Below are 18,491 nucleotides of genomic sequence, written 5' to 3' on the forward strand. Positions count from 1 at the left end.
TTAAGTTAGGATAGCTTCTTTTTCATAACTTCAACGGCGCGCCCGGAACTTCCCGGCAGAAAAAATATGGCGCATCTGAATTATTACCACTATGACTTCCAAGCAATGGGTTCTCCGTGCGCGATTCAGTTGTACGCGGCCAGCGCAAAGAAAGCCAAGCAGGCCGCCCGCATGGTCATGGATGATGTGTACCGCCTGGAGGCAAAATATTCCCGCTACCGCGCAGATAGCTTCTTGTCGGACATAAACCGCGTTGCAGCGCGAAATGGCAGCATCCCGGTCGACGATGAAACCGCCGGTTTGCTCGATTATGCGGCGACATGCTATCAGCAAAGCGATGGCTTGTTCGATATCACCTCGGGAATTCTGCGCCGCGCCTGGAATTTCAAGTCGGGAGAAATACCGCGGCAGGAAACCATTCAAGCGCTACTGGAAAAAATAGGCTGGCATAAGATCTGCTGGCAGCGGCCGGTGCTCGCATTTACGGTTGCGGGCATGGAAATTGATTTTGGCGGCGTGGTCAAGGAATACGCGGTTGACCGCGCGGCCGTGTTATGCCGTGATGCCGGTATCGAGCACGGTTTGATCAATTTGGGCGGCGACGTCAAAATCATCGGCCCGCACGATGACGGTAGCCCCTGGCGCATTGCCATCCGGCATCCGCGCATTCTCGGCGGTATTTTGCATACATTGCTGCTGCATTCCGGTGCACTGGCGAGCAGCGGCGATTATGAGCGTTGCATTACCGTGAATGGCATCCGCTACGGTCACGTGCTGAATCCCAAAACCGGCTGGCCGGTCAATTATATGGCGGCGGTCAGCGTCATCGGCGAGTTTTGCGTGGTCGCGGGCAGCGCCTCGACCATCGGTATGCTAAAAGGCGTGGATGGGCCGCAATGGCTGAGTGAACTCGGTTTGCCGCATTTGTGGGTCAACGTGCAGGGAGAGTCGGGCGGATCGTTGCTGGAAAAAGTGCTAATGTGACAGAACCGTTTATTTTCCCTATACTCTAGGCTTTCAGAAACTATCTTTATGGATTCACTATGAAATTTAAAACTTCACTAGCACTAACATATTTTGCAACCATCTCTACGCTTTTGGCTTCACCATTGGCTCAGGGTTCAGTTGTATACAACGTGGCTTTTGATGACCCATTCGGTGAATTTGCTAGTTATTACGATAAGATAGAGACGCATGTTAAGGCTGCCGGTTCTCTTTGGGAGCAGTATTTTACTGGTAATGCCAACCTTGAGGTTACTATTGGTTTTCATGATATTCCTAGAGCCGATGGACGTAGCACGACAACATCATACCTCTTTAATAATGGAAGTTACTCTGTTTGGCAAGCGGGGGCAGCAAGTGAAATAAGCACAGGTATTGATCCTAATGGTGCCACTTCCGATATAGAAATTAATTTTAGTAATAGTACTGATTATTTAACTAATGAGCTATGGTTTGACTCAAATCCATTTGACAATATTGCGAATGTTCCTTCTAACAAAACCGATGCTTTATCCGTTTTTGAACACGAATTGGGGCACGCACTAGGTTTTAATGGCTGGACAGATTCGATGACTGGCGTTTTACCTGGAGATTATGAATCCAGTTTTGATCAATATGTGATAGAGCGTGATGGTGGATTTTTCTTTACAGGTGCTAATGCACGGGCTGTTTATGGTGGCGATGTGCCATTAACAAGCGGTAATATTATGCACATTGGCAACAGTGGCCCCCTTGCTGGTGCTGATTTGATTCCTGATTTAATGAATGGCGTGGTTTTCATGCGTGGTACGAGATACAGTATTTCTGCTTTAGATGTTGCAATCTTGCAGGATACGGGATTGTCACCTGTTCCCGCTCCTCCAGCTTTATGGCTTTTTATTTCTGGATTAGCAGCTATTGGCCTAAAAATCAGGAAAATATAACGAAGCCTAGCACCAACAGGCCATTTCATTGCAACTGCCTAATGTCAATGCCGGAGTAAAAAGGTACCAAATAGCGCGCCAATAATGCACCAGGGTATTGCCAAGTTAACTTTGAAAAGGCACAAAAATTTCGGAATTTCCGCCTTTATGTTAACTTAGTATCTTTCCAAAGCGCAAAGACCGCTTGTCTCAGGTTTCGGTGATGGCTGGCGGATACTAGTTTGCTAATCCATTGCAGCAAGGAGTTCTCATCCTTTTTGATTATGATTAAACTGCTGCCACCCGATCAAATTAACCGGCAAAGCAAATCATGAAAAATTGGCGCTTCCCTTTATTCAGATCTCTTGGTTTTATTTCCCTGGCAATTGCTGCACCGTTGGTGCAGGCGGCGCTGGAAGAATGCACGCATTTAACCGCACCGGCGACTTTTATCGAATCGAACGGTCTTGTGTGCTTGCAAAAAGTGATTGTGAAAGATACCTCGGGCGATCAATTGTACCAAGCATCGCTGCAATGGCTGGGTGCGGATAAACCGAATCAATTTAAGCTGATAGACGCCGGGTTTGACGATGCTTCCGAGGTGAACAGTCCGGTTTTTTCGTTGACCAATGGTTTGCTGACGTTGCCCAAAGTCGATGTGCCCAAACTGAACGGCACCGAGCGCTATAACGTCAGCCTGAATTGGCTGAGAGATAGCGATGTGGATACGGACGATGCCGTTTCACTGTTTGAACTGGCGACGGTTGCGCTGTATATCAATCCCGACTATATACCGAATGTTACCTGGAAACCTTACGGCATGCTGCTTCCAAACGAACGGCGCGCGGTGGATACGCTGGCGCGGTCGATTCCCTATGCGCAACTGGCCGATGCAATTTACGATTATGATAATGTCACGGTGGGTTCGTGGGATTTGATTGAATCCAATGGAAAAAGCTCGGGAATGGATGCGGGTGTCTTCAGGAATCGCGATACCAACGAATTGGCGCTGGTGTTCCGGGGCACGGAAACGTGCGATTTTCCCTGCTCGTTCAAGGAACTGGAAGATACTGCGCGCGACGCCATAGCCGATGCCGCGATAGGCATCGGTACCGTCAGCGATCAATTCAAGGATGCCTTCAGGTTTGCTCAAAGCGTGATCGGCCGCTATCCCGGCGTTAAAATTACCGTGGCGGGGCACTCCTTGGGCGGCGGATTGGCGCAAGCCGTCGGTTCTACGTTGGGGCTGGAAACGTTCGCCTTTAATTCTTCACCCGTTCCGGATCATTTCTTCGATACTTATACGATCACGCTGCCCGCCGAAGAACTTGAAGATTTGATTTTCGTCATTGCCGATGTGCATGACCCGGTTTCGAATACCGATAAAACCGGAAAAATATATTTGGACTCCCACCATGTCACACCGCTGATTCAATTCAATTTCAAGCTGAAGGAAATGTTATCCAGTCGTAAGGTGGATCTGTTTGATTTGCGTTTCGACCGGCATAGCATTACCGATCTGACCAATAACGCAATCGCCCTGCTGACTATTTACCGAGATGGCTGGTAGCCGCCGTTAGGGAAACGCTGATTAATTCGGCGGACGAGATATAGCACGAGGCGCACGGAACGCAGCAACCGAGGCATATCAATAAGATAGGCGCGGATGCGAGTACCGCGCAACGAAGTGATTCGCTCGTATAGCCAATTAATCAGCGTTTCCTTAGCTGTTTTTCAGGGCTTTCTTAACCCTGTGAAGCAACACTGTAATTCTCTTCGCGATTAGAAAACGGATATATCCGCGATTGCAATCTTTTTTCCAATTTTCTGTCTTATGGTTAAATTAACCGTGCAGAGAGGAAGAAAAAACGCTATGAATGCAATCCGTTCACCTGCAGTGGCAGGACTATTTTATCCCGCCGATGCCCGGCAGCTTAGGCAGGAGGTAAAGCATCTGCTCGCCACGGCACGGCTGCATCATTTCAAACCCAAAGCGCTGATCGCGCCGCATGCCGGCTATATCTATTCGGGGGCAATTGCGGCGTCGGCATACGCCAGCTTAAGTTCCGTCGCGGCTGCCATCCGGCGCGTGGTATTGCTCGGTCCGGCGCATCGCGTGGCGGTGCACGGTTTGGCTTTACCGGGGGTGGATGTGTTCGAAACACCGCTGGGTAGCGTGAAGCTGGATCAGCAGCTCGCCACGGCGATTGCGCATTTGCCGCAAGTGACTGTCAGCAGGGAAGCGCATGCTTTGGAGCATTCTCTGGAAGTGCAATTGCCTTTTTTGCAAAGTGTACTGGGTGATTTTACTTTGCTGCCGCTGGCGGTCGGTTGGGCGACGGCCAACGATGTGGCCGATGTGCTGGAACGGTTGTGGGGTGGAGAGGAAACTCTGATCGTGATCAGTTCTGATCTGTCGCATTACTTGCCGTATGCCGCCGCGCAACGCATGGACAATGAAACCGTGCAAGCGATATTGCAACTGCGGCAGCCAATCGCGCACGATCATGCGTGTGGCAGCGTAGCTGTCAGCGGTTTGATCATCGCGGCGCAGCAACATCATCTGACGCCGCATTTGCTGGATTTGAGAAATTCCGGAGATACCGCGGGGCCGCGCGATCAGGTGGTGGGTTATGCGGCGATTGCCTTTAATGACGAGGAGGGGGGGAAATGACGGATGCGATTGAAAAAAACGAGCAAGGCAAAATATTGCTGCACATCGCGCGCAATGCGATTTGCCGGGCTTTGCGGGTATCGTATGAGGTTATGCGGATGGACGATGGTCATAGGGTGTGGTTGTCCCGGCCTGGTGCAACTTTCGTCACACTGACGCAATACGGCGAATTGCGCGGTTGTATCGGTTCCCTGCAAGCGTGCGATCCGCTGATCGACGATGTGAGCAACAATGCCGTGTCGGCCGCGCTGCGCGATCCGCGTTTTATGCCGCTGATGGCGGATGAATTGGAGTCGGTGAGTGTGGAAGTTTCGCTGCTTTCCGAATTGCAACCGCTCCGATTTGCCAGCGAAACCGATGCCCTGGCGCAACTGCGCCCGGCTATCGATGGCGTGGTATTCGAATACGGACCGTATCGCAGTACTTTCTTGCCGCAAGTTTGGGAAAATCTGCCGCAGCCGTCACAGTTTCTTGCCAAATTGAAATCCAAAGCGCGTTTGCCGGAGGACTTCTGGGACGAAGGGGTCAGGTTATCGCGTTATACCGTCAGCAAATGGCGGGAAATGGATTACGTTCAGGAGGTGGTGCATGGATGAACCGATTAGTTCTGCAGAACGATTTCCGGCCAAATATTGGCATCGGCTGGACGACGGACGTATTCAATGCGATTTGTGTCCGCGCGATTGTAAATTGCACGAAGGACAGCGCGGCGCGTGCTTTGTGCGCGGACGGGCGGGCGATGCGATGGTGTTGACGACTTATGGGCGTTCGTCCGGTTTTTGCATCGATCCGATCGAGAAAAAACCATTGAACCAGTTTTACCCCGGTAGCAGTGTGTTGTCGTTCGGCACTGCCGGTTGTAATCTGGCGTGCAAATTTTGCCAGAATTGGGATATTTCCAAGTCACGCAGCTTCGACAAACTGCTCGATCAGGCCAGCCCGGAAGCGATAGCCCGTTGCGCGGAAAAATATCATTGCAAAAGCGTTGCATTCACGTACAACGATCCGGTCATTTTTGCCGAATACGCGATGGATGTGGCGGATGCTTGCCATGCCAGGGGTATCAAGACGGTTGCGGTCACCGCCGGGTATATTCACGCCGAGCCACGGCGCGATTTTTTCGCCAAAATGGATGCTGCCAATGTGGATCTGAAAGCCTTCACTGAAGCGTTTTACGTCAAGCAAACCGGATCGCACTTGCAGCCGGTGCTGGATACGTTGTGCTACTTGAAACATGAAACCGATGTGTGGCTCGAATTGACCACGCTGCTGATTCCGGGTTTGAACGATTCCAGTGAGGAAATTACCGCCATGAGCCACTGGATCATGAAGGAATTGGGTCCGGACGTGCCGCTGCACTTCAGTGCTTTCCATCCCGATTACAAACTGAACGAACTGCCGCCCACGCCGCCGGAAACATTGATTCAAGCACGCAAGGTCGCGTTAGATGCCGGATTGCATTATGTGTACACCGGTAATGTGCATAACATCGAAGGCGACACCACGGTTTGCCCCGGTTGCGGCAGTGCCGTCATCGTGCGCGATTGGTATGAAATCAAGCAGTATCACGTGACCGCAGACGGCCGTTGTGAACACTGCAATACTCCGATCGCGGGGCGTTTTGAATCATTCACCGGTCAATTCGGCAGGCAGCGGATTCCGGTCAGAATTGGAGCGGCAGCATGACAACAGTAAAAATTCCGGTTGACGGTATTGAGCTCGGCGGCGAATTGGTAGTGCCGTCAGCGGCAGCAGGTGTTGTATTGTTTGCACACGGCAGCGGCAGCAGCCGTTTCAGTCCGCGTAACACCTATGTCGCGAAAGTGCTGCAACAGCAAGGTATCGGCACATTGCTGTTCGATTTGCTGACGCGCGACGAAGATCAGGATTATGCCCGGCGCTTCGATATCGATCTGCTGACGCAACGCTTGCTCGCGGCAACGGCCTGGCTGCAGGCGAATCCCGCAACAAAATCACTAAAGACCGGCTATTTCGGCGCCAGCACCGGTGCCGCCGCAGCGCTGCAAGCGGCCGCTGAAATGCAAGATGCAGTAGCTGCCGTGGTATCGCGCGGCGGGCGTCCCGATCTGGCGGGAGAAAACGCGTTAGGCCAAGTGACTACCCCGGTGCTGCTGATCGTCGGCGGCGCGGATTACGGCGTGATCGAATTGAACGAACAAGCTTACGTCATGCTGAAATGTAAGAAGCAACTGAGTCTGGTGCCGGGCGCGACGCACCTGTTCGAAGAACCGGGTACCCTGGAACAGGCTGCGCAGCTTGCGGCTGACTGGTTTTTGCAGTATCTGCGTAACTCGATGTAGAAATCAGGTTTTTTGCTCAAGCAAATAAATTTTCGCGATTAGATTCTGAAACTTCCTTGTTTATTTGACAGTATCACATTAAATGTGTTTGAATAAAGTAACATATATCTAATGGAGATACAGCAATCATGTCCAATCGAGGTGGAAAACGGGAAAATGCGGGTAGGCCGCGGGGTCAGGGTAAGTTTGGCGAACCCACGGAAGTCATGCGCATACCACAGAGTCAGACGGCCACAGTTAGGAGCTTTCTGGAAGCTTTGCAACGCAAAAAAGCAGAAGATAACAGCGAGAATACAGTGATTGAAGCTGAAGTGGATGAATTTTTCACCCCGGCGATCAACGAGCAACCCACGCTGCTGCCGCTTTTTTCTACCAAAGTCGCGGCCGGTTTTCCCAGTCCGGCGGATGATCATGTCGAAAAACAGCTTGATGTCAGCGAATTCCTGATCGATCACGCGGCATCGACGTTCTTCGTCACGATCCGGGGGGAATCCATGATCGATGTCGGCTTGCTGCCGGGCGATAAAGTGGTTGTGGATCGCTCTAGAACAGCGAATATCGGTGATATTGTCCTGGCCGTGGTGGATCAGGAATTTACTATCAAAATCCTCGACTATGGCGCAAACAAGATGCCGCGGCTGCTGCCCGCCAACTCTTCCGGCACTTACCGGCCCATTCACATCCGTCCGGATACGCAGTTTGAGATTTTTGGAGTCGTGACCGGTTCATTCCGCCGGTTCAAATGAGCACACTGCTGCCGGTTTATGTGCTGCTCGATTTGGAAACAGCCGGAGCAATACCGGTAAAGGGCCGCATCATTGAAATTGGTTCGATCCGCTAGAAAACGGCAGCGAAGCAGGATCTGGAATACATTGATCGATCTGCAAGTGAACCCCCGCCTTTCATTTGGCGCTTGAGCGGCACTACTAAAGTGATGATTACCGGTGATCGGGGAATTCACGGCACAACTCGATAGTGACCGCCCATCTCCCGGTCTTCCGTCAATCTTGCACTTTGAAGTTTGGCACCTCGAAACAATAATCCGCCTTCGGATCCTTCTGCTTATCACCCCAACGCGCATCGGCTGACCAAGCGCCTTCAGGCTTTTCCTTCTTCCGTGTGTTGACGGTCATTTCACCGATGCGCGGATCGAAGGTCAGCAGATTGTATTGCAGCGGGATGCCGGTGACTTGTTCCTTGGCGGGTGCGCCGAATGTGCCGGCGCCGATGATGCGGATGCCGCGCTGATCGTCGTAGTGGTAAAAACCTTGCTTGGCTTCGTGAATATGGCCATGCATGGCGATTTGGAATCCATGTACAGTCAATTGCTCCAAGAACGCATCGTTCATTGCGTCTTTACCGGTGACCGGATGATGCCACACAGCCATTTTGAGCCAGCCGTCGTAGCAGCCATCGTTTAACTTATCTAGAGCTTTGGCGACGGCTGGCATGTGAATGCCCACACGGTTGCGGAAATGGTGGTCCAGTTGCCAGCAGGAGTTGAGTCCCAAAAACAAAATCCGGTCTTCCGGGCGTTCGACCAACAGCGCTTGATCGGCATACTCCGGCGGATAATCCTGTCCGCTGTAGATGCGGCGGTAGAAGTGGGTATTAAAATGCGCGAATCGCTGGCGGTACAATTCATCGTTGCGGACTAAAGCACCAGCATCCCCGGCTGGAATGTGTATTTCCGTAGATAGCGGTGACGGCAGGTCATCCTTAAATACAAATGGATATGCCTTCTTGGACATTTCCCAATTTACATCATGATTACCCGGCACCACTACGACGCGGCTGGCATCCAATCCGAAGCGCTTCACCAATCCATCCACCATCGCAAAGGCCGCATTGTATTCCTCCTCGGTCGAGCGGTTGGCGATATCGCCGGAGATGATCAGGTATTCCAGTCGCCGGATACCGTGTTCCTGGATCAGATCGGTTTCCAGCTGGTTACGGTAAACATCCGCGAATGTACCGTCTTCGATATGAAGGTCGGACAGGTGCAAAATGTGAATCAGGTGATCTGCTGTTGCCGTGTATTGTTGCTGATCGGCTTGGAATTGCTTCACCTCCGCCTTGGTACGCTGCTTGACGGCTTGGTTCAGTTGTTGTTGTTTCTGACCGAGCGCCGGGTCGCGCCGGTAGATTTCTTCCACACTCTTAGGGATCACGACGGCCGTGTCACAGAATTGGCAAGGAATATCCAGCTTACCGTCGCGGATGCGCGTCTCAATGGCTGCGCGGTTGGTAACCTCTTTGGTGCAGTTGGGGCAATAAAGCCGGATCTGCTCCTGAATGTCGATGCCCTTGGTGCGCAGGTGATCGGTGACAAAGCGGATGAACGTCACGCGGTCAAAATCGCTGACGCCGGGCTGAAAATAAATTTCCAATTCGCCCGTACCTTCTTCGATCTGCCGCATGGAAAAGCCGAGCCGGTTGCCGTCACACGAAAACTCGACCGCGTATTTCCATTGGTCCTCGCGCCGGAAATAGTCCGTATAACTCAGCCGCACCACCAGCGAAGCGTAGATCGTTTCGATGCTGCCTGAGAAGCGGTAGGCCACTTCGGTGCGCGGATGTGTCTCGTCCGGTGCCTGACGGGTAACGTTGATCTGGCTGGGGAACACCAGATTGCCCATTTCGCGGAAAGCCAGATCGTGGCGGATCAGCAATTCCGCCGTGGCTTCCAGCACCAGCGGCTCATCGCCATGCGGCAGGCGGTCGAAGCCGGTGAACGTGATATTGCCGGTCAGCACGTCCCGTTCCGGTACGGCACCGATACCCTGCGGATGGTTCCGGGCCGCTTGGATGATCGAAGCGCCATACTGGTTGATCCGCTCCGGTTTGAGCAACACCCACACTGTACCCGGTTTAGGCTCTAGCCGGTGCACCAGCCCCCGGCTTTGCAATAACTGCACGATGGTGTCCAGCTCCGCTTGTGTGGCGGTTCGACCGGTGAAACGCGTCGTCGCTGCTTGCCGCACTTCTTCCATGCAGATCAAGTCCGTGCCGGTTTGCTTACATTCCAGCAAGAATTCGCGCACCGTTTGGAACAATTGCGGTGTGCTGGTGCGTGGCAGTTTGTCCCATGGGATCTCGCTCATCAGATGGTGGAACACTTGTTCTACGCCTTCGCCAGTGTTGGCGCTGGTCTTGAAATACTTGTCCAGCCCGTATGCTGTAAGCATCTGATTGATTTCTCGATCGTGCACCGTTACTGCACTGACGTCGCAGCGGGCGGAGATCAGGAATTTGCGGGCATTGGGGGCATGTTTTTTCAGTGCTTTAGCCCAGTAAGGCACGCCGCGAAACGGATCGCTCGCATCGGAACCGTCGAACAACAACAGCGCTGCATCTGTGTCATCCAGAAACAATTGGTGCGTCAGGCGGTATTCCGGCTGACCGGCCAGATCCCACAACGTCAACTCGGCCTGCACATTGGGCGGCAATGCCGGCAACCGCGCGGTAGGGAAGTGCCAGAATTGCGCGCCGTGTGTCGATTTTGTCTCACGGAATTCTTTCTCGGCGATGCGAATGCCGAGCCCTGATTTGCCCACGCCGCTTTCGCCCAGTAGGATGGCTTTAGCATTCACGTAGAACACGGAAGATGTGGTTAATTCCGCTCCACGCAGCAAGATCAGATCGAGGTTCCAGATATTGATTTCTCCGCGGGAAGTACCGGGTACAGCCATTACTGGCAGTGTGGGATGAAAAGCAAGGTTAGAGAAGATGTTAACCGCACCGATCCTGTTCACGCGCAGCACCTCAGCCCAAGTATCTGTTCGCCAGAAAACCATCATACCGCTGAAATCCAGCGATGCCAGCAAGCGGCCGCTGTCAAAGAACGAAACATAAATTACCGAGTCCGTGTGTCCTTCCAGTACATATTGCTCTTGTCCCGTTTCGACATCCCAGATGCGAATGGTCCGATCAAAGGAACCCGACGCGATGTTTACACCATCAAGTGACCAAGCTACGCTATACGGAGTATCTTTGTGTCCTTTGAGCGTATTAACTACCTTGCCGGTGCCTGCATCCCACAGCTTGATAGTATCATCTGCGGAACAAGAGCAGAGTCGTCTGCCGTCAGGCGACCAAACGACTACTTCGACTCTGTTTGAATGTCCTTTGAGATCTAGCAACACCAATCCACTCGCTGCATCCCATAGCCGGATTGTTTTATCATCGGAACAGGATGCTAGCGTTTTCCCGTTCGATGACCAAGCAACGCCATTGATCATGTCGTTATGCCCTTTCAGAATCCGAAGCTGTTGCCCGGTTTCAGGATCCCATAAATACACTTTCTTATCGGTAAATCCATCACCCACTGCCAGTGTTTTGCTATCTGGCGACCAGCCAACGCAAACAATTTCTGCTTGATGCTCGAACTTCTGCAAATCTCGCCCACTCTCCACATCCCAAAGCCGGACGGTTGAATCCATCGATGTTGATGCTAGGGTGTGCCCGTTGGGTGACAAGGCTATCTTGTAAATTTTGTGCTTATGCCCGCGCAGCGTATGACGCAGCTTCAAGGCTGGGTGCGGGCTTTCCGCTGCCCGCTCGCCCGATTGCTGTAACGGTTCAGTTTTCTTTTGGGTCATTAGTTTTTCTTGTTCTCTATGATTCAAATTTTTTCGTCAGTGATTTGCGCAGTTCCGGTGTAAGGCATTTCTTCAGTTTTTTACGCGTAAACCCATTGGAGAGCGGGTCATTTACAAAATGCCTTCGCAGTATAAGCTGCGAAGGCATCAGATAGGGCGGCTGTTGCGGCGGAATGCCTGGACCGGGCGCAGTAGTTTTTCAGAAATTTTCCTACAAAATCCGCCCGACGAGCGATACCTTTTCGTCGGTCCAGATGTTTTCCGGGCTGATAAAGCCACGATTGTCATAAGCAAATACTCTGCCGCTGCTGGCGAAACACTCGTAAACCAGTTCCGAGCAAATGTATTCCTTGTCGCGCCGTTTTTTCCCCATGCCAAGCGTCACCCGCGCCAGGATCTTGGCAATTTCATCGTTGTCGTAGGGGCGTGTCAATTCATCGATGCCGGATTTTGCCAGTCCGTTGACGATATCCTGATCGACGTCATGGCAGCGTCCCAGCACGATGCGCCCCTTATACGGTTTGCCGTCTTCATAATCTTTCAGGTATTTCGACAGCGGTGCGAACCGGACGCCCATGTCTTCGACACTTTCCAGCAGGAGTATCCGGTCGATGCTGTCGAGTCTGAAAATGATACCGACATGACTCCAAGGTGAATCGGTGACTTTTTGAATGGCTTTGGAAACCCAATAATCTCCGGAAGCGAAAAGCAGATCGCCGGATTTGAGCTTGGCGCGCAGCTCTTCGTATGATGCCACTGATAACGCATTGATTTCCTTGAATCCAATATGTGCAGCCATGGCTTCTCCTGTGGTTATTGTTATACCGGTACAACATTTGATGCTGAAAGTTAAAAGTACAATAACACAATCACATAGGATGAAAATAGCGGTGTTGTGCAATCAATTGCTTTGTGATGCAGCCTTTGGGCGAGAATCTGCGGAAGACAAGTGCTGCTTGAATTCTTTTACGCATTGTCTATCTCAGTACCGGAATGGGCGGCTTCATTACGCAGTAGTGTCTAATTGAGTACAATATGCGCTTGGCGCAATTTCAGCGCCGCCATTGTCATTACCCGAACATGCCGACCAGACCAATAGATTCATCACATTTGCGCGTTACCATCAACCCGGATTCGTTGGGATTTGCCAATACCTCGGAGCTGCTGCGGCAGCCGTTATCGTGGATCGGGCAGGAGCGGGCGGAAGTCGCGGTGCGTTTCGGTCTTGGCATGCAGCAACCGGATTATCATTTGTTTGTGCTGGGAGAAGTGGGTTCCGGACGTTCTTCGTTACTCCATCAAGCGATGACGGTTGCGGCGGCCGACCGGGCAGCGCCGCCGGATTTGTGTTATCTCTACAATTTCATTACCCCCGAGAAGCCGCTAGCGTTACATTTGCCCGCCGGGCGGGGGCGTTTGTTGCGACTGGCCCTGCAAGATCTGGCAAAATCGCTGCCGGGCGAGATCACGCAGTGTCTGAGCGGACAGGATTTCAAGATCAAGAGCGATCGTATCGAGAAAAAATTTAAAACCGAGACGAGTCAAGCGTACAAAAAGCTGGATAAGTTTGCGGAATCGCTGCACTTCACGATTCACCGCGAAGACGAACAAATTGTGTTCACTTTGCTGGATGACAAAGGTGAAATTTTGACCGCGGAAAATTTATTGAAACTGCCGAAGGCGCGCCGGGTGGAAATAGAACAGGCGGAGCAGGCGCTGCGGGAGGCCATCGCGGTTTATTTCGAGGAATTTAAACGCGCGGAAAAAGAAAAAAATGCGGCGCTTACCGCACTGCAACGCCGTACCGTACAGCCGTTGTTGAATTCCGCGTTGCAGAAAATATTGGCGCTGCAGCAGAAGCCGATACAGACGGAGCGGTTAAAAACTTTTTTCGAACAAGTGGAAACGGATATTCTCGATAACCTCGCTTCGTTTGAATCGGATACTTTCGATGAAGAGAAACGGCAGGCGGAGTTGAACCGGTTGTTCTCCCGTTATCAGATCAATCTCGCGGTGGATAACGCCGATTTGCAAGGCGCGCCGGTTATCATCGAAGACAATCCGTCGACCTATGCGTTGTTTGGCAGCATCGATTACCAGTTTGAAAATGGCAAATTGAAGACCGATTTCATGCGCATTCGCGCCGGCAGCTTGTTGAAAGCGCATGGCGGTTTTCTGATGCTGCACCTGGATGATTTACTGACCGACAGCGGATTATGGGTCAAGTTGCGGCGTTTTTTGCGCAGCAAGCGGCTGCAAATCGAAGAACCCGGTTCAGCCTGGGCTTCTAATACGCCGGTTTCTCTTGAACCCGAAGCGGTTGAAGTCGATGTCAAAATCATTCTGATCGGTTCGCGCGAGGGATATTACGAGTTGCAGGAAATCGATCCTGAATTCATGCGCCGTTTCCGCGTGAAAGTGGATTTTGCCGCGAGTTTTGCTGCAAGCGCGGCAACGTATCGGGCTTCGGCCGTGTTTGTGGCGCATGCCTGCGACACGGCTAAATTGCCGCATTTTTCCGCGGCGGCAGTGGCCCGTTTGCTGGAGGAATCGCATCGCGAGGTGGAAGATCAAAAACGCCAGAGCGCAATCTTTGCCCGCACCGAGATGCTGCTGCTGGAGAGCGCCGCAACTTGTCATGCACGCCACGGACGCATCGTGGAAGTAACTGACGTCTTGGCCGCATTGCAAGCGCGCAACTGGCGTCATAATTATCCGGATCTGCGCTTGCAGGAAGCTGTTATCGAAGGCGAAATAGCCATTGCATTGCACGGCGCGGCAGTAGGGCAGATCAATGCGCTGACGCAGATCGATTTGGGCGATTACCGCTTCGGCACACCGGTGCGGGTCACGGCACGCACGTTTGCCGGTGAGAGTGGTGTACTCAATATCGCCCGTGAGGTGGATATGTCCGGACCGATTCATGATAAGGGCATGCTGATCTTGCAAAATTACCTGACCGGCCTATTTGCGCATATGGCGCCGCTGGCGTTAAGCGCTTCGATTGTGTTTGAGCAGGAGTACACGGGTATCGAAGGGGACTCGGCTTCCTGCGCGGAATTTTACGCTTTGCTGTCGGCGCTGGCGGAGTTGCCGCTGAATCAGAGCATCGCCGTGACCGGTGCGGTGAATCAATATGGTGAGGTGCTGCCGGTCGGTGGTATTAATGACAAAATCGAAGGATACTTCAAGTTATGCGAAAAAATGGGCTTAACCGGTGAGCAAGGTGTGCTGATTCCCTATCAAAACCGCCAGCACTTGATGCTGGATCACGAAGTTATTGCGGCGGTTGAGAAAGGGTTGTTTGCCATTTATACGATGGAGCATGTGACGGAAGGATTGGAGTTACTGACCGGTTTGCCATCCGGTATCGTAGAACCGGAGCGGATGACCGGCTATTCTTCCGATACCGCTCTGGGGCATGCGCAGAAAACATTGCTGATGTTCCGCCGTGCCTGTCAGTTGACGCAACACCCTAAAACCGAGCACCGGCGCTTGCCGTCCCGTGCGGAAAAATAAGCGTGAGTTTGCTTTCGGAATCCTCTCACCGGCAGCGCTACCGGGAAGTGCGCAAAGTCACCGTGATCGGATCGGTGGTGGATTTCGTATTGGGTGTCGCTAAAATCATCACGGGATGGTTCGCCAATTCACAAGCATTGATCGCCGACGGCATCCATTCGCTGTCCGATTTGCTGACCGGTTTTATCGTGTTGTACGCCGCCAAGCATTCACACAAAAGCGCCGATGAAATTCATCCTTACGGTTACGGGCGGATTGAAACGCTGGCCACGGTCAGTCTCGGTATCGTGCTGATCAGTGTTGCGGTCGGGATTGCCTACGAGGCGGTCAAGCGGCTGAACGATCCGGCGGTGGCGCTCGACTTTACCACGATGGCGTTGTTGATCGCGTTGCTGTCGGTGATTTCCAAAGAATGGGTTTACCGCTATACGATATCCGCCGCGCAGCGGTTGCATTCGGATTTGCTGACGGCCAGCGCCTGGCATAGCCGCTCCGATGCTTTTTCATCGATTGTGGTGTTGATCGGTATCAGCGGCGTGATGTTCGGTTATCCGTATTGGGATGCGGTGGCGGCGGTGGTAGTGGCGGCCATGATCGCCAAAATCGGTTCCGGCTTGGTGCGTTCCAGCACGCTCGAGTTGATCGATGTCGCCTTGGATCCCGACAAAGTCAGCGCGATCCGCCAGCATATACACGCGGTCACGGGCGTGCGTTCGGTGCATACGCTCAGGACACGGAAAAGCGCCGGTAGTGCTTTTGTCGATGTGCATATCCAAGTTGATCCCCGTCTCAGTGTATCGGAAGGTCATCAGATCGGTGATAGCGTGCGGCGGCGGTTGCTGCAGCAAGTGGATGAAGTCACCGACGTGACGGTGCATATCGATCCGGAAAATGACGAAAGCGGTTCGCCATGTCATGATTTGCCTTTGCGCGAGCAGATCATCGCCGAGCTTAAACAATGCTGGCCGCAATTGCCGGTGAGCGCAGTCGAAGCGGTGACATTGCACTATTTGTCCGGTGCGATTGACGTGGAACTGGATTTGCCGGTCGAAATTCTGCAAAGCATCGATGAAGCAAAGCATCTGGTGCAGCAACTCAAGCAAGCGGTTTCCGCATTGTCTTATATCAATACTGTGCATGTTCGATTTAAGGTCTAGCCGGTTCGGGTATTGATCAAGACGGAAATGCATTCGTTATTTCGGCTATGCGATCAACATCCGATTTTTTAGTGATGTCAGCTTTAATGAGTAGTAGAAAAATATTATCCACTAAAGAATCCGGGGCATTTGATCGTTGTCCTACGCTGTATTTAGAATGTTCCTGCAAAAATAAGGCAAGAGAAAACAATATCAGAAGCACCCAAAATATAATATTAGTTGATGAAATTCATAATGAAATAATTCGAAGTTGTGAGTAGAACAGAAGTACGGTTGTCAGAGGCAGTGAAATCATATTACTTCAACAAAAAAAACAGGAAATGGGGAATAGGGATTGAAACCACGCGAATCTTCAACTAATCAGGATATCAAGGATATCAATTTGAATCCTTCCGTGATTGCACGTGAAACATTAAAGCAGCTGGCAATACTCAAAATTTCGCCGACACCGGATAATTACCACAAACTGTACGATCAGATTGCCGGTAATCCAGAAAATCAAATTTCAGCCATCACTGCAAAATTGCTGGCCGAACTGGCAAAAGAATTTCCCCGCCATACACCACTGTTGCTGAATTGCGCCAATAGCCTGGAGCAAGCGGTTAGCGAGAAAAGTTGGTCAAAGTACAAGGCCGCTCTGATTAAATTTATCACCAGCGAAATCGAAGCCGCGGAAATCCCGCTTATACCCGTTCAAATAAAAACCAAGACTGCAATTCCTTGGGGCGAAACGATCGGAAAGCTATTTCGTGAGTTGGAAGACAACCAAGCCGCAAGTGTGATGGAAACAAAACGGGAAAGTTTCCGGCAAGTATTGAACGGGTTCGCCAACGACTCCGAGCAGCTGCATGATCAGCTATCCGCTCTGATCGATTCGTGGAAAGCCGCAGCTGCAAAGGTGCAAGAGCAGGCTGCTGATGCGGTTAAAACGTCATTGCCGGTTGCAAGGCAAGAATCCATGCATGACGGTTATACCGCTCAGCTCCTGGATTTAGTAGCGCAGATGCTGGAAAACGTGATTGCCAATCAAATTAATAATGGAATTCAGGCGCAAGAAGCGCGATCGTTGGCGCAGCAGGTGCGGGAAATCAACGATAAGCCGAAAATGGAGCGATTTATTGTGCATTTTCAGCATTTCTGCGCGCGATTGAAATTATCGCACCAAGACGACTCCAAATTGCAACAAGGTTTATTGAAGTTATTGAACTTGTTGATGGATAGTACCTGTGAACTGTTATCGGAAGATCAGTGGATTAAGAATCAGTTCACCCGGCTGCGAGAAACCCTGGCTCGGCCTTTGAATATGCAAATCGTCACCCGGGCGGAACAATATCTGGAAGAAATCGTGCGGCACCAGGAAGTAATAAAGAATAGTCTAAGTAAAGCCAGAGTCACGATGCGGCAAATGGTCACTTCGCTGATCTCCAATCTGGGAGAATTATCGGATGCGACTGGCGAATATCAGCAGAAACTGGACGGTTACGCAAAAAGAATTAATGCAATTGAGGTCGATGATATCGACGGCATCAATCAGTTGCTTGCCGAAATCATGCAGGAAACCAAAAAAGTACAGACGAGTGTATTGAATTACCGTAATGATTTGATCGCTGCGCGCGCAGAAGCTGAAGTAGCGCAAAGTCAAATCATGCAGCTTGAAACCCAATTGCAGGAAATGGGTGAGAAAGTGCATGAAGATCACCTGACCGGCATACTGAACCGGCGCGGGTTCGATAACGCCTATCAGCGTGAAGCTTCGTACGCAGCGCGCAACCGGACGCCGTTATGTTTTGCGTTGCTGGACATCGATAATTTCAAGCAATTAAACGACACGCATGGTCACCATGTGGGTGATAATGCGTTGTGTCATTTGGTCGCTGCTGTTAAGGAAACGGTGCGGATGGAAGATATCGTGTCGCGTTACGGCGGTGAGGAATTCGCGATTTTGCTGCCCAACACCACGCTGGAGGAAGCCACTCGAGCCATATCCAGAATACGCCGCTACATGACCAAGAAGTTTTTTCTGCATGACAATAACCGGTTATTGATTACGTTCAGTGGGGGCGTAGCGCAATTTCATCCGGGAGAATCACAAGAAGATCTTTTCAAACGCGCCGATGCGGCATTGTACAGCGCCAAGAAAAACGGCAAGAATCAGATTGTTGTCGCGGATAGAAAAAATGATTGAGTGCCGCTTGCGCTGTAAATGCTCGTATTGCCACCGGATTTTTTCCATGGCTTACTCGCAAGCCTCGATTGCCACCTGGTATGGCTCGCCTTCAGAAAGCATAAAAAACGGATAAATGCACGGTTGTCCG

13 protein-coding genes are annotated in these 18,491 nt (G+C 51.6%); 11 read left to right on the plus strand and 2 right to left on the minus strand.

The features are described from left to right. The first annotated feature begins 66 nt into the window (after window positions 1-66). From HRU77_00180 to umuD, 8 genes are all read left to right on the plus strand, one after another. A complete protein-coding gene (locus tag HRU77_00180) occupies window positions 67-984 on the plus strand; it encodes an FAD:protein FMN transferase (protein ID QOJ19250.1) in 918 nt (305 codons plus the stop codon). A 59-nt stretch (window positions 985-1,043) separates the two neighbouring features. Beyond that, a complete protein-coding gene (locus HRU77_00185; GenBank protein QOJ19251.1) occupies window positions 1,044-1,925 on the plus strand; it encodes a hypothetical protein in 882 nt (293 codons plus the stop codon). Between the two features lie 310 nt (window positions 1,926-2,235). Then, a complete protein-coding gene (locus tag HRU77_00190; protein ID QOJ19252.1) occupies window positions 2,236-3,474 on the plus strand; it encodes a lipase in 1,239 nt (412 codons plus the stop codon). Between the two features lie 303 nt (window positions 3,475-3,777). Further along, window positions 3,778-4,578, plus strand: coding sequence for an AmmeMemoRadiSam system protein B (gene amrB / locus HRU77_00195; protein ID QOJ19253.1), 801 nt, complete (start codon window positions 3,778-3,780; stop codon window positions 4,576-4,578). Beyond that, window positions 4,575-5,174 (plus strand): AmmeMemoRadiSam system protein A, encoded by a 600-nt coding sequence (gene amrA / locus HRU77_00200; GenBank protein QOJ19254.1) that lies wholly within the window; start codon window positions 4,575-4,577, stop codon window positions 5,172-5,174. Before amrB ends, amrA begins: the two co-directional genes overlap by 4 nt. Continuing rightward, window positions 5,167-6,264: an AmmeMemoRadiSam system radical SAM enzyme gene (gene amrS / locus HRU77_00205; GenBank protein ID QOJ19255.1), complete on the plus strand. Its 1,098-nt coding sequence runs from the start codon at window positions 5,167-5,169 to the stop codon at window positions 6,262-6,264. Before amrA ends, amrS begins: the two co-directional genes overlap by 8 nt. Next, on the plus strand, window positions 6,261-6,899 hold the full coding sequence (locus HRU77_00210; protein QOJ19256.1) for a dienelactone hydrolase family protein: 639 nt from the start codon (window positions 6,261-6,263) through the stop codon (window positions 6,897-6,899). Before amrS ends, HRU77_00210 begins: the two co-directional genes overlap by 4 nt. 128 nt (window positions 6,900-7,027) lie before the next feature. Continuing rightward, window positions 7,028-7,645, plus strand: a complete 618-nt coding sequence (umuD, locus tag HRU77_00215) for a translesion error-prone DNA polymerase V autoproteolytic subunit (GenBank protein ID QOJ19257.1) — start codon at window positions 7,028-7,030, stop codon at window positions 7,643-7,645. A gap of 255 nt (window positions 7,646-7,900) precedes the next feature. Here the strand turns inward: umuD and HRU77_00220 are convergent, their stop codons facing one another. Both HRU77_00220 and HRU77_00225 read right to left on the minus strand, forming a co-directional pair. Next, window positions 7,901-11,500, minus strand: a complete 3,600-nt coding sequence (locus HRU77_00220) for a metallophosphoesterase (protein QOJ19258.1) — start codon at window positions 11,498-11,500, stop codon at window positions 7,901-7,903. Between the two features lie 211 nt (window positions 11,501-11,711). Further along, entirely contained in the window at window positions 11,712-12,299 is a 588-nt protein-coding gene (locus HRU77_00225; protein QOJ19259.1) for a hypothetical protein, read from the minus strand. A gap of 281 nt (window positions 12,300-12,580) precedes the next feature. On the opposite strand from HRU77_00225, the gene HRU77_00230 reads away from it, so the two are divergent. From HRU77_00230 to HRU77_00240, 3 genes are all read left to right on the plus strand, one after another. Continuing rightward, entirely contained in the window at window positions 12,581-15,019 is a 2,439-nt protein-coding gene (locus HRU77_00230) for an AAA family ATPase (protein ID QOJ22004.1), read from the plus strand. 2 nt (window positions 15,020-15,021) lie between these two features. Beyond that, entirely contained in the window at window positions 15,022-16,176 is a 1,155-nt protein-coding gene (locus HRU77_00235) for a cation transporter (protein QOJ19260.1), read from the plus strand. 367 nt (window positions 16,177-16,543) lie between these two features. Next, window positions 16,544-18,361, plus strand: a complete 1,818-nt coding sequence (locus tag HRU77_00240; protein ID QOJ22005.1) for a GGDEF domain-containing protein — start codon at window positions 16,544-16,546, stop codon at window positions 18,359-18,361. Window positions 18,362-18,491: the final 130 nt, after the last annotated feature.

The organism is Gammaproteobacteria bacterium (genome assembly GCA_015709615.1).
In the GTDB taxonomy this organism is placed as follows: Bacteria; Pseudomonadota; Gammaproteobacteria; order Burkholderiales; family Nitrosomonadaceae; genus Nitrosomonas.

What these genes read in the sequence shown, in the direction of transcription:
- HRU77_00180 (QOJ19250.1), top strand. Translation starts at nt 67, where the DNA reads ATGGCGCATCTGAATTATTACCACTATGACTTCCAAGCAATGGGTTCT.
- HRU77_00185 (QOJ19251.1), top strand. Translation starts at nt 1,044, where the DNA reads ATGAAATTTAAAACTTCACTAGCACTAACATATTTTGCAACCATCTCT.
- HRU77_00190 (QOJ19252.1), top strand. Translation starts at nt 2,236, where the DNA reads ATGAAAAATTGGCGCTTCCCTTTATTCAGATCTCTTGGTTTTATTTCC.
- amrB (QOJ19253.1), top strand. Translation starts at nt 3,778, where the DNA reads ATGAATGCAATCCGTTCACCTGCAGTGGCAGGACTATTTTATCCCGCC.
- amrA (QOJ19254.1), top strand. Translation starts at nt 4,575, where the DNA reads ATGACGGATGCGATTGAAAAAAACGAGCAAGGCAAAATATTGCTGCAC.
- amrS (QOJ19255.1), top strand. Translation starts at nt 5,167, where the DNA reads ATGGATGAACCGATTAGTTCTGCAGAACGATTTCCGGCCAAATATTGG.
- HRU77_00210 (QOJ19256.1), top strand. Translation starts at nt 6,261, where the DNA reads ATGACAACAGTAAAAATTCCGGTTGACGGTATTGAGCTCGGCGGCGAA.
- umuD (QOJ19257.1), top strand. Translation starts at nt 7,028, where the DNA reads ATGTCCAATCGAGGTGGAAAACGGGAAAATGCGGGTAGGCCGCGGGGT.
- HRU77_00220 (QOJ19258.1), bottom strand. Translation starts at nt 11,500, where the DNA reads ATGACCCAAAAGAAAACTGAACCGTTACAGCAATCGGGCGAGCGGGCA.
- HRU77_00225 (QOJ19259.1), bottom strand. Translation starts at nt 12,299, where the DNA reads ATGGCTGCACATATTGGATTCAAGGAAATCAATGCGTTATCAGTGGCA.
- HRU77_00230 (QOJ22004.1), top strand. Translation starts at nt 12,581, where the DNA reads ATGCCGACCAGACCAATAGATTCATCACATTTGCGCGTTACCATCAAC.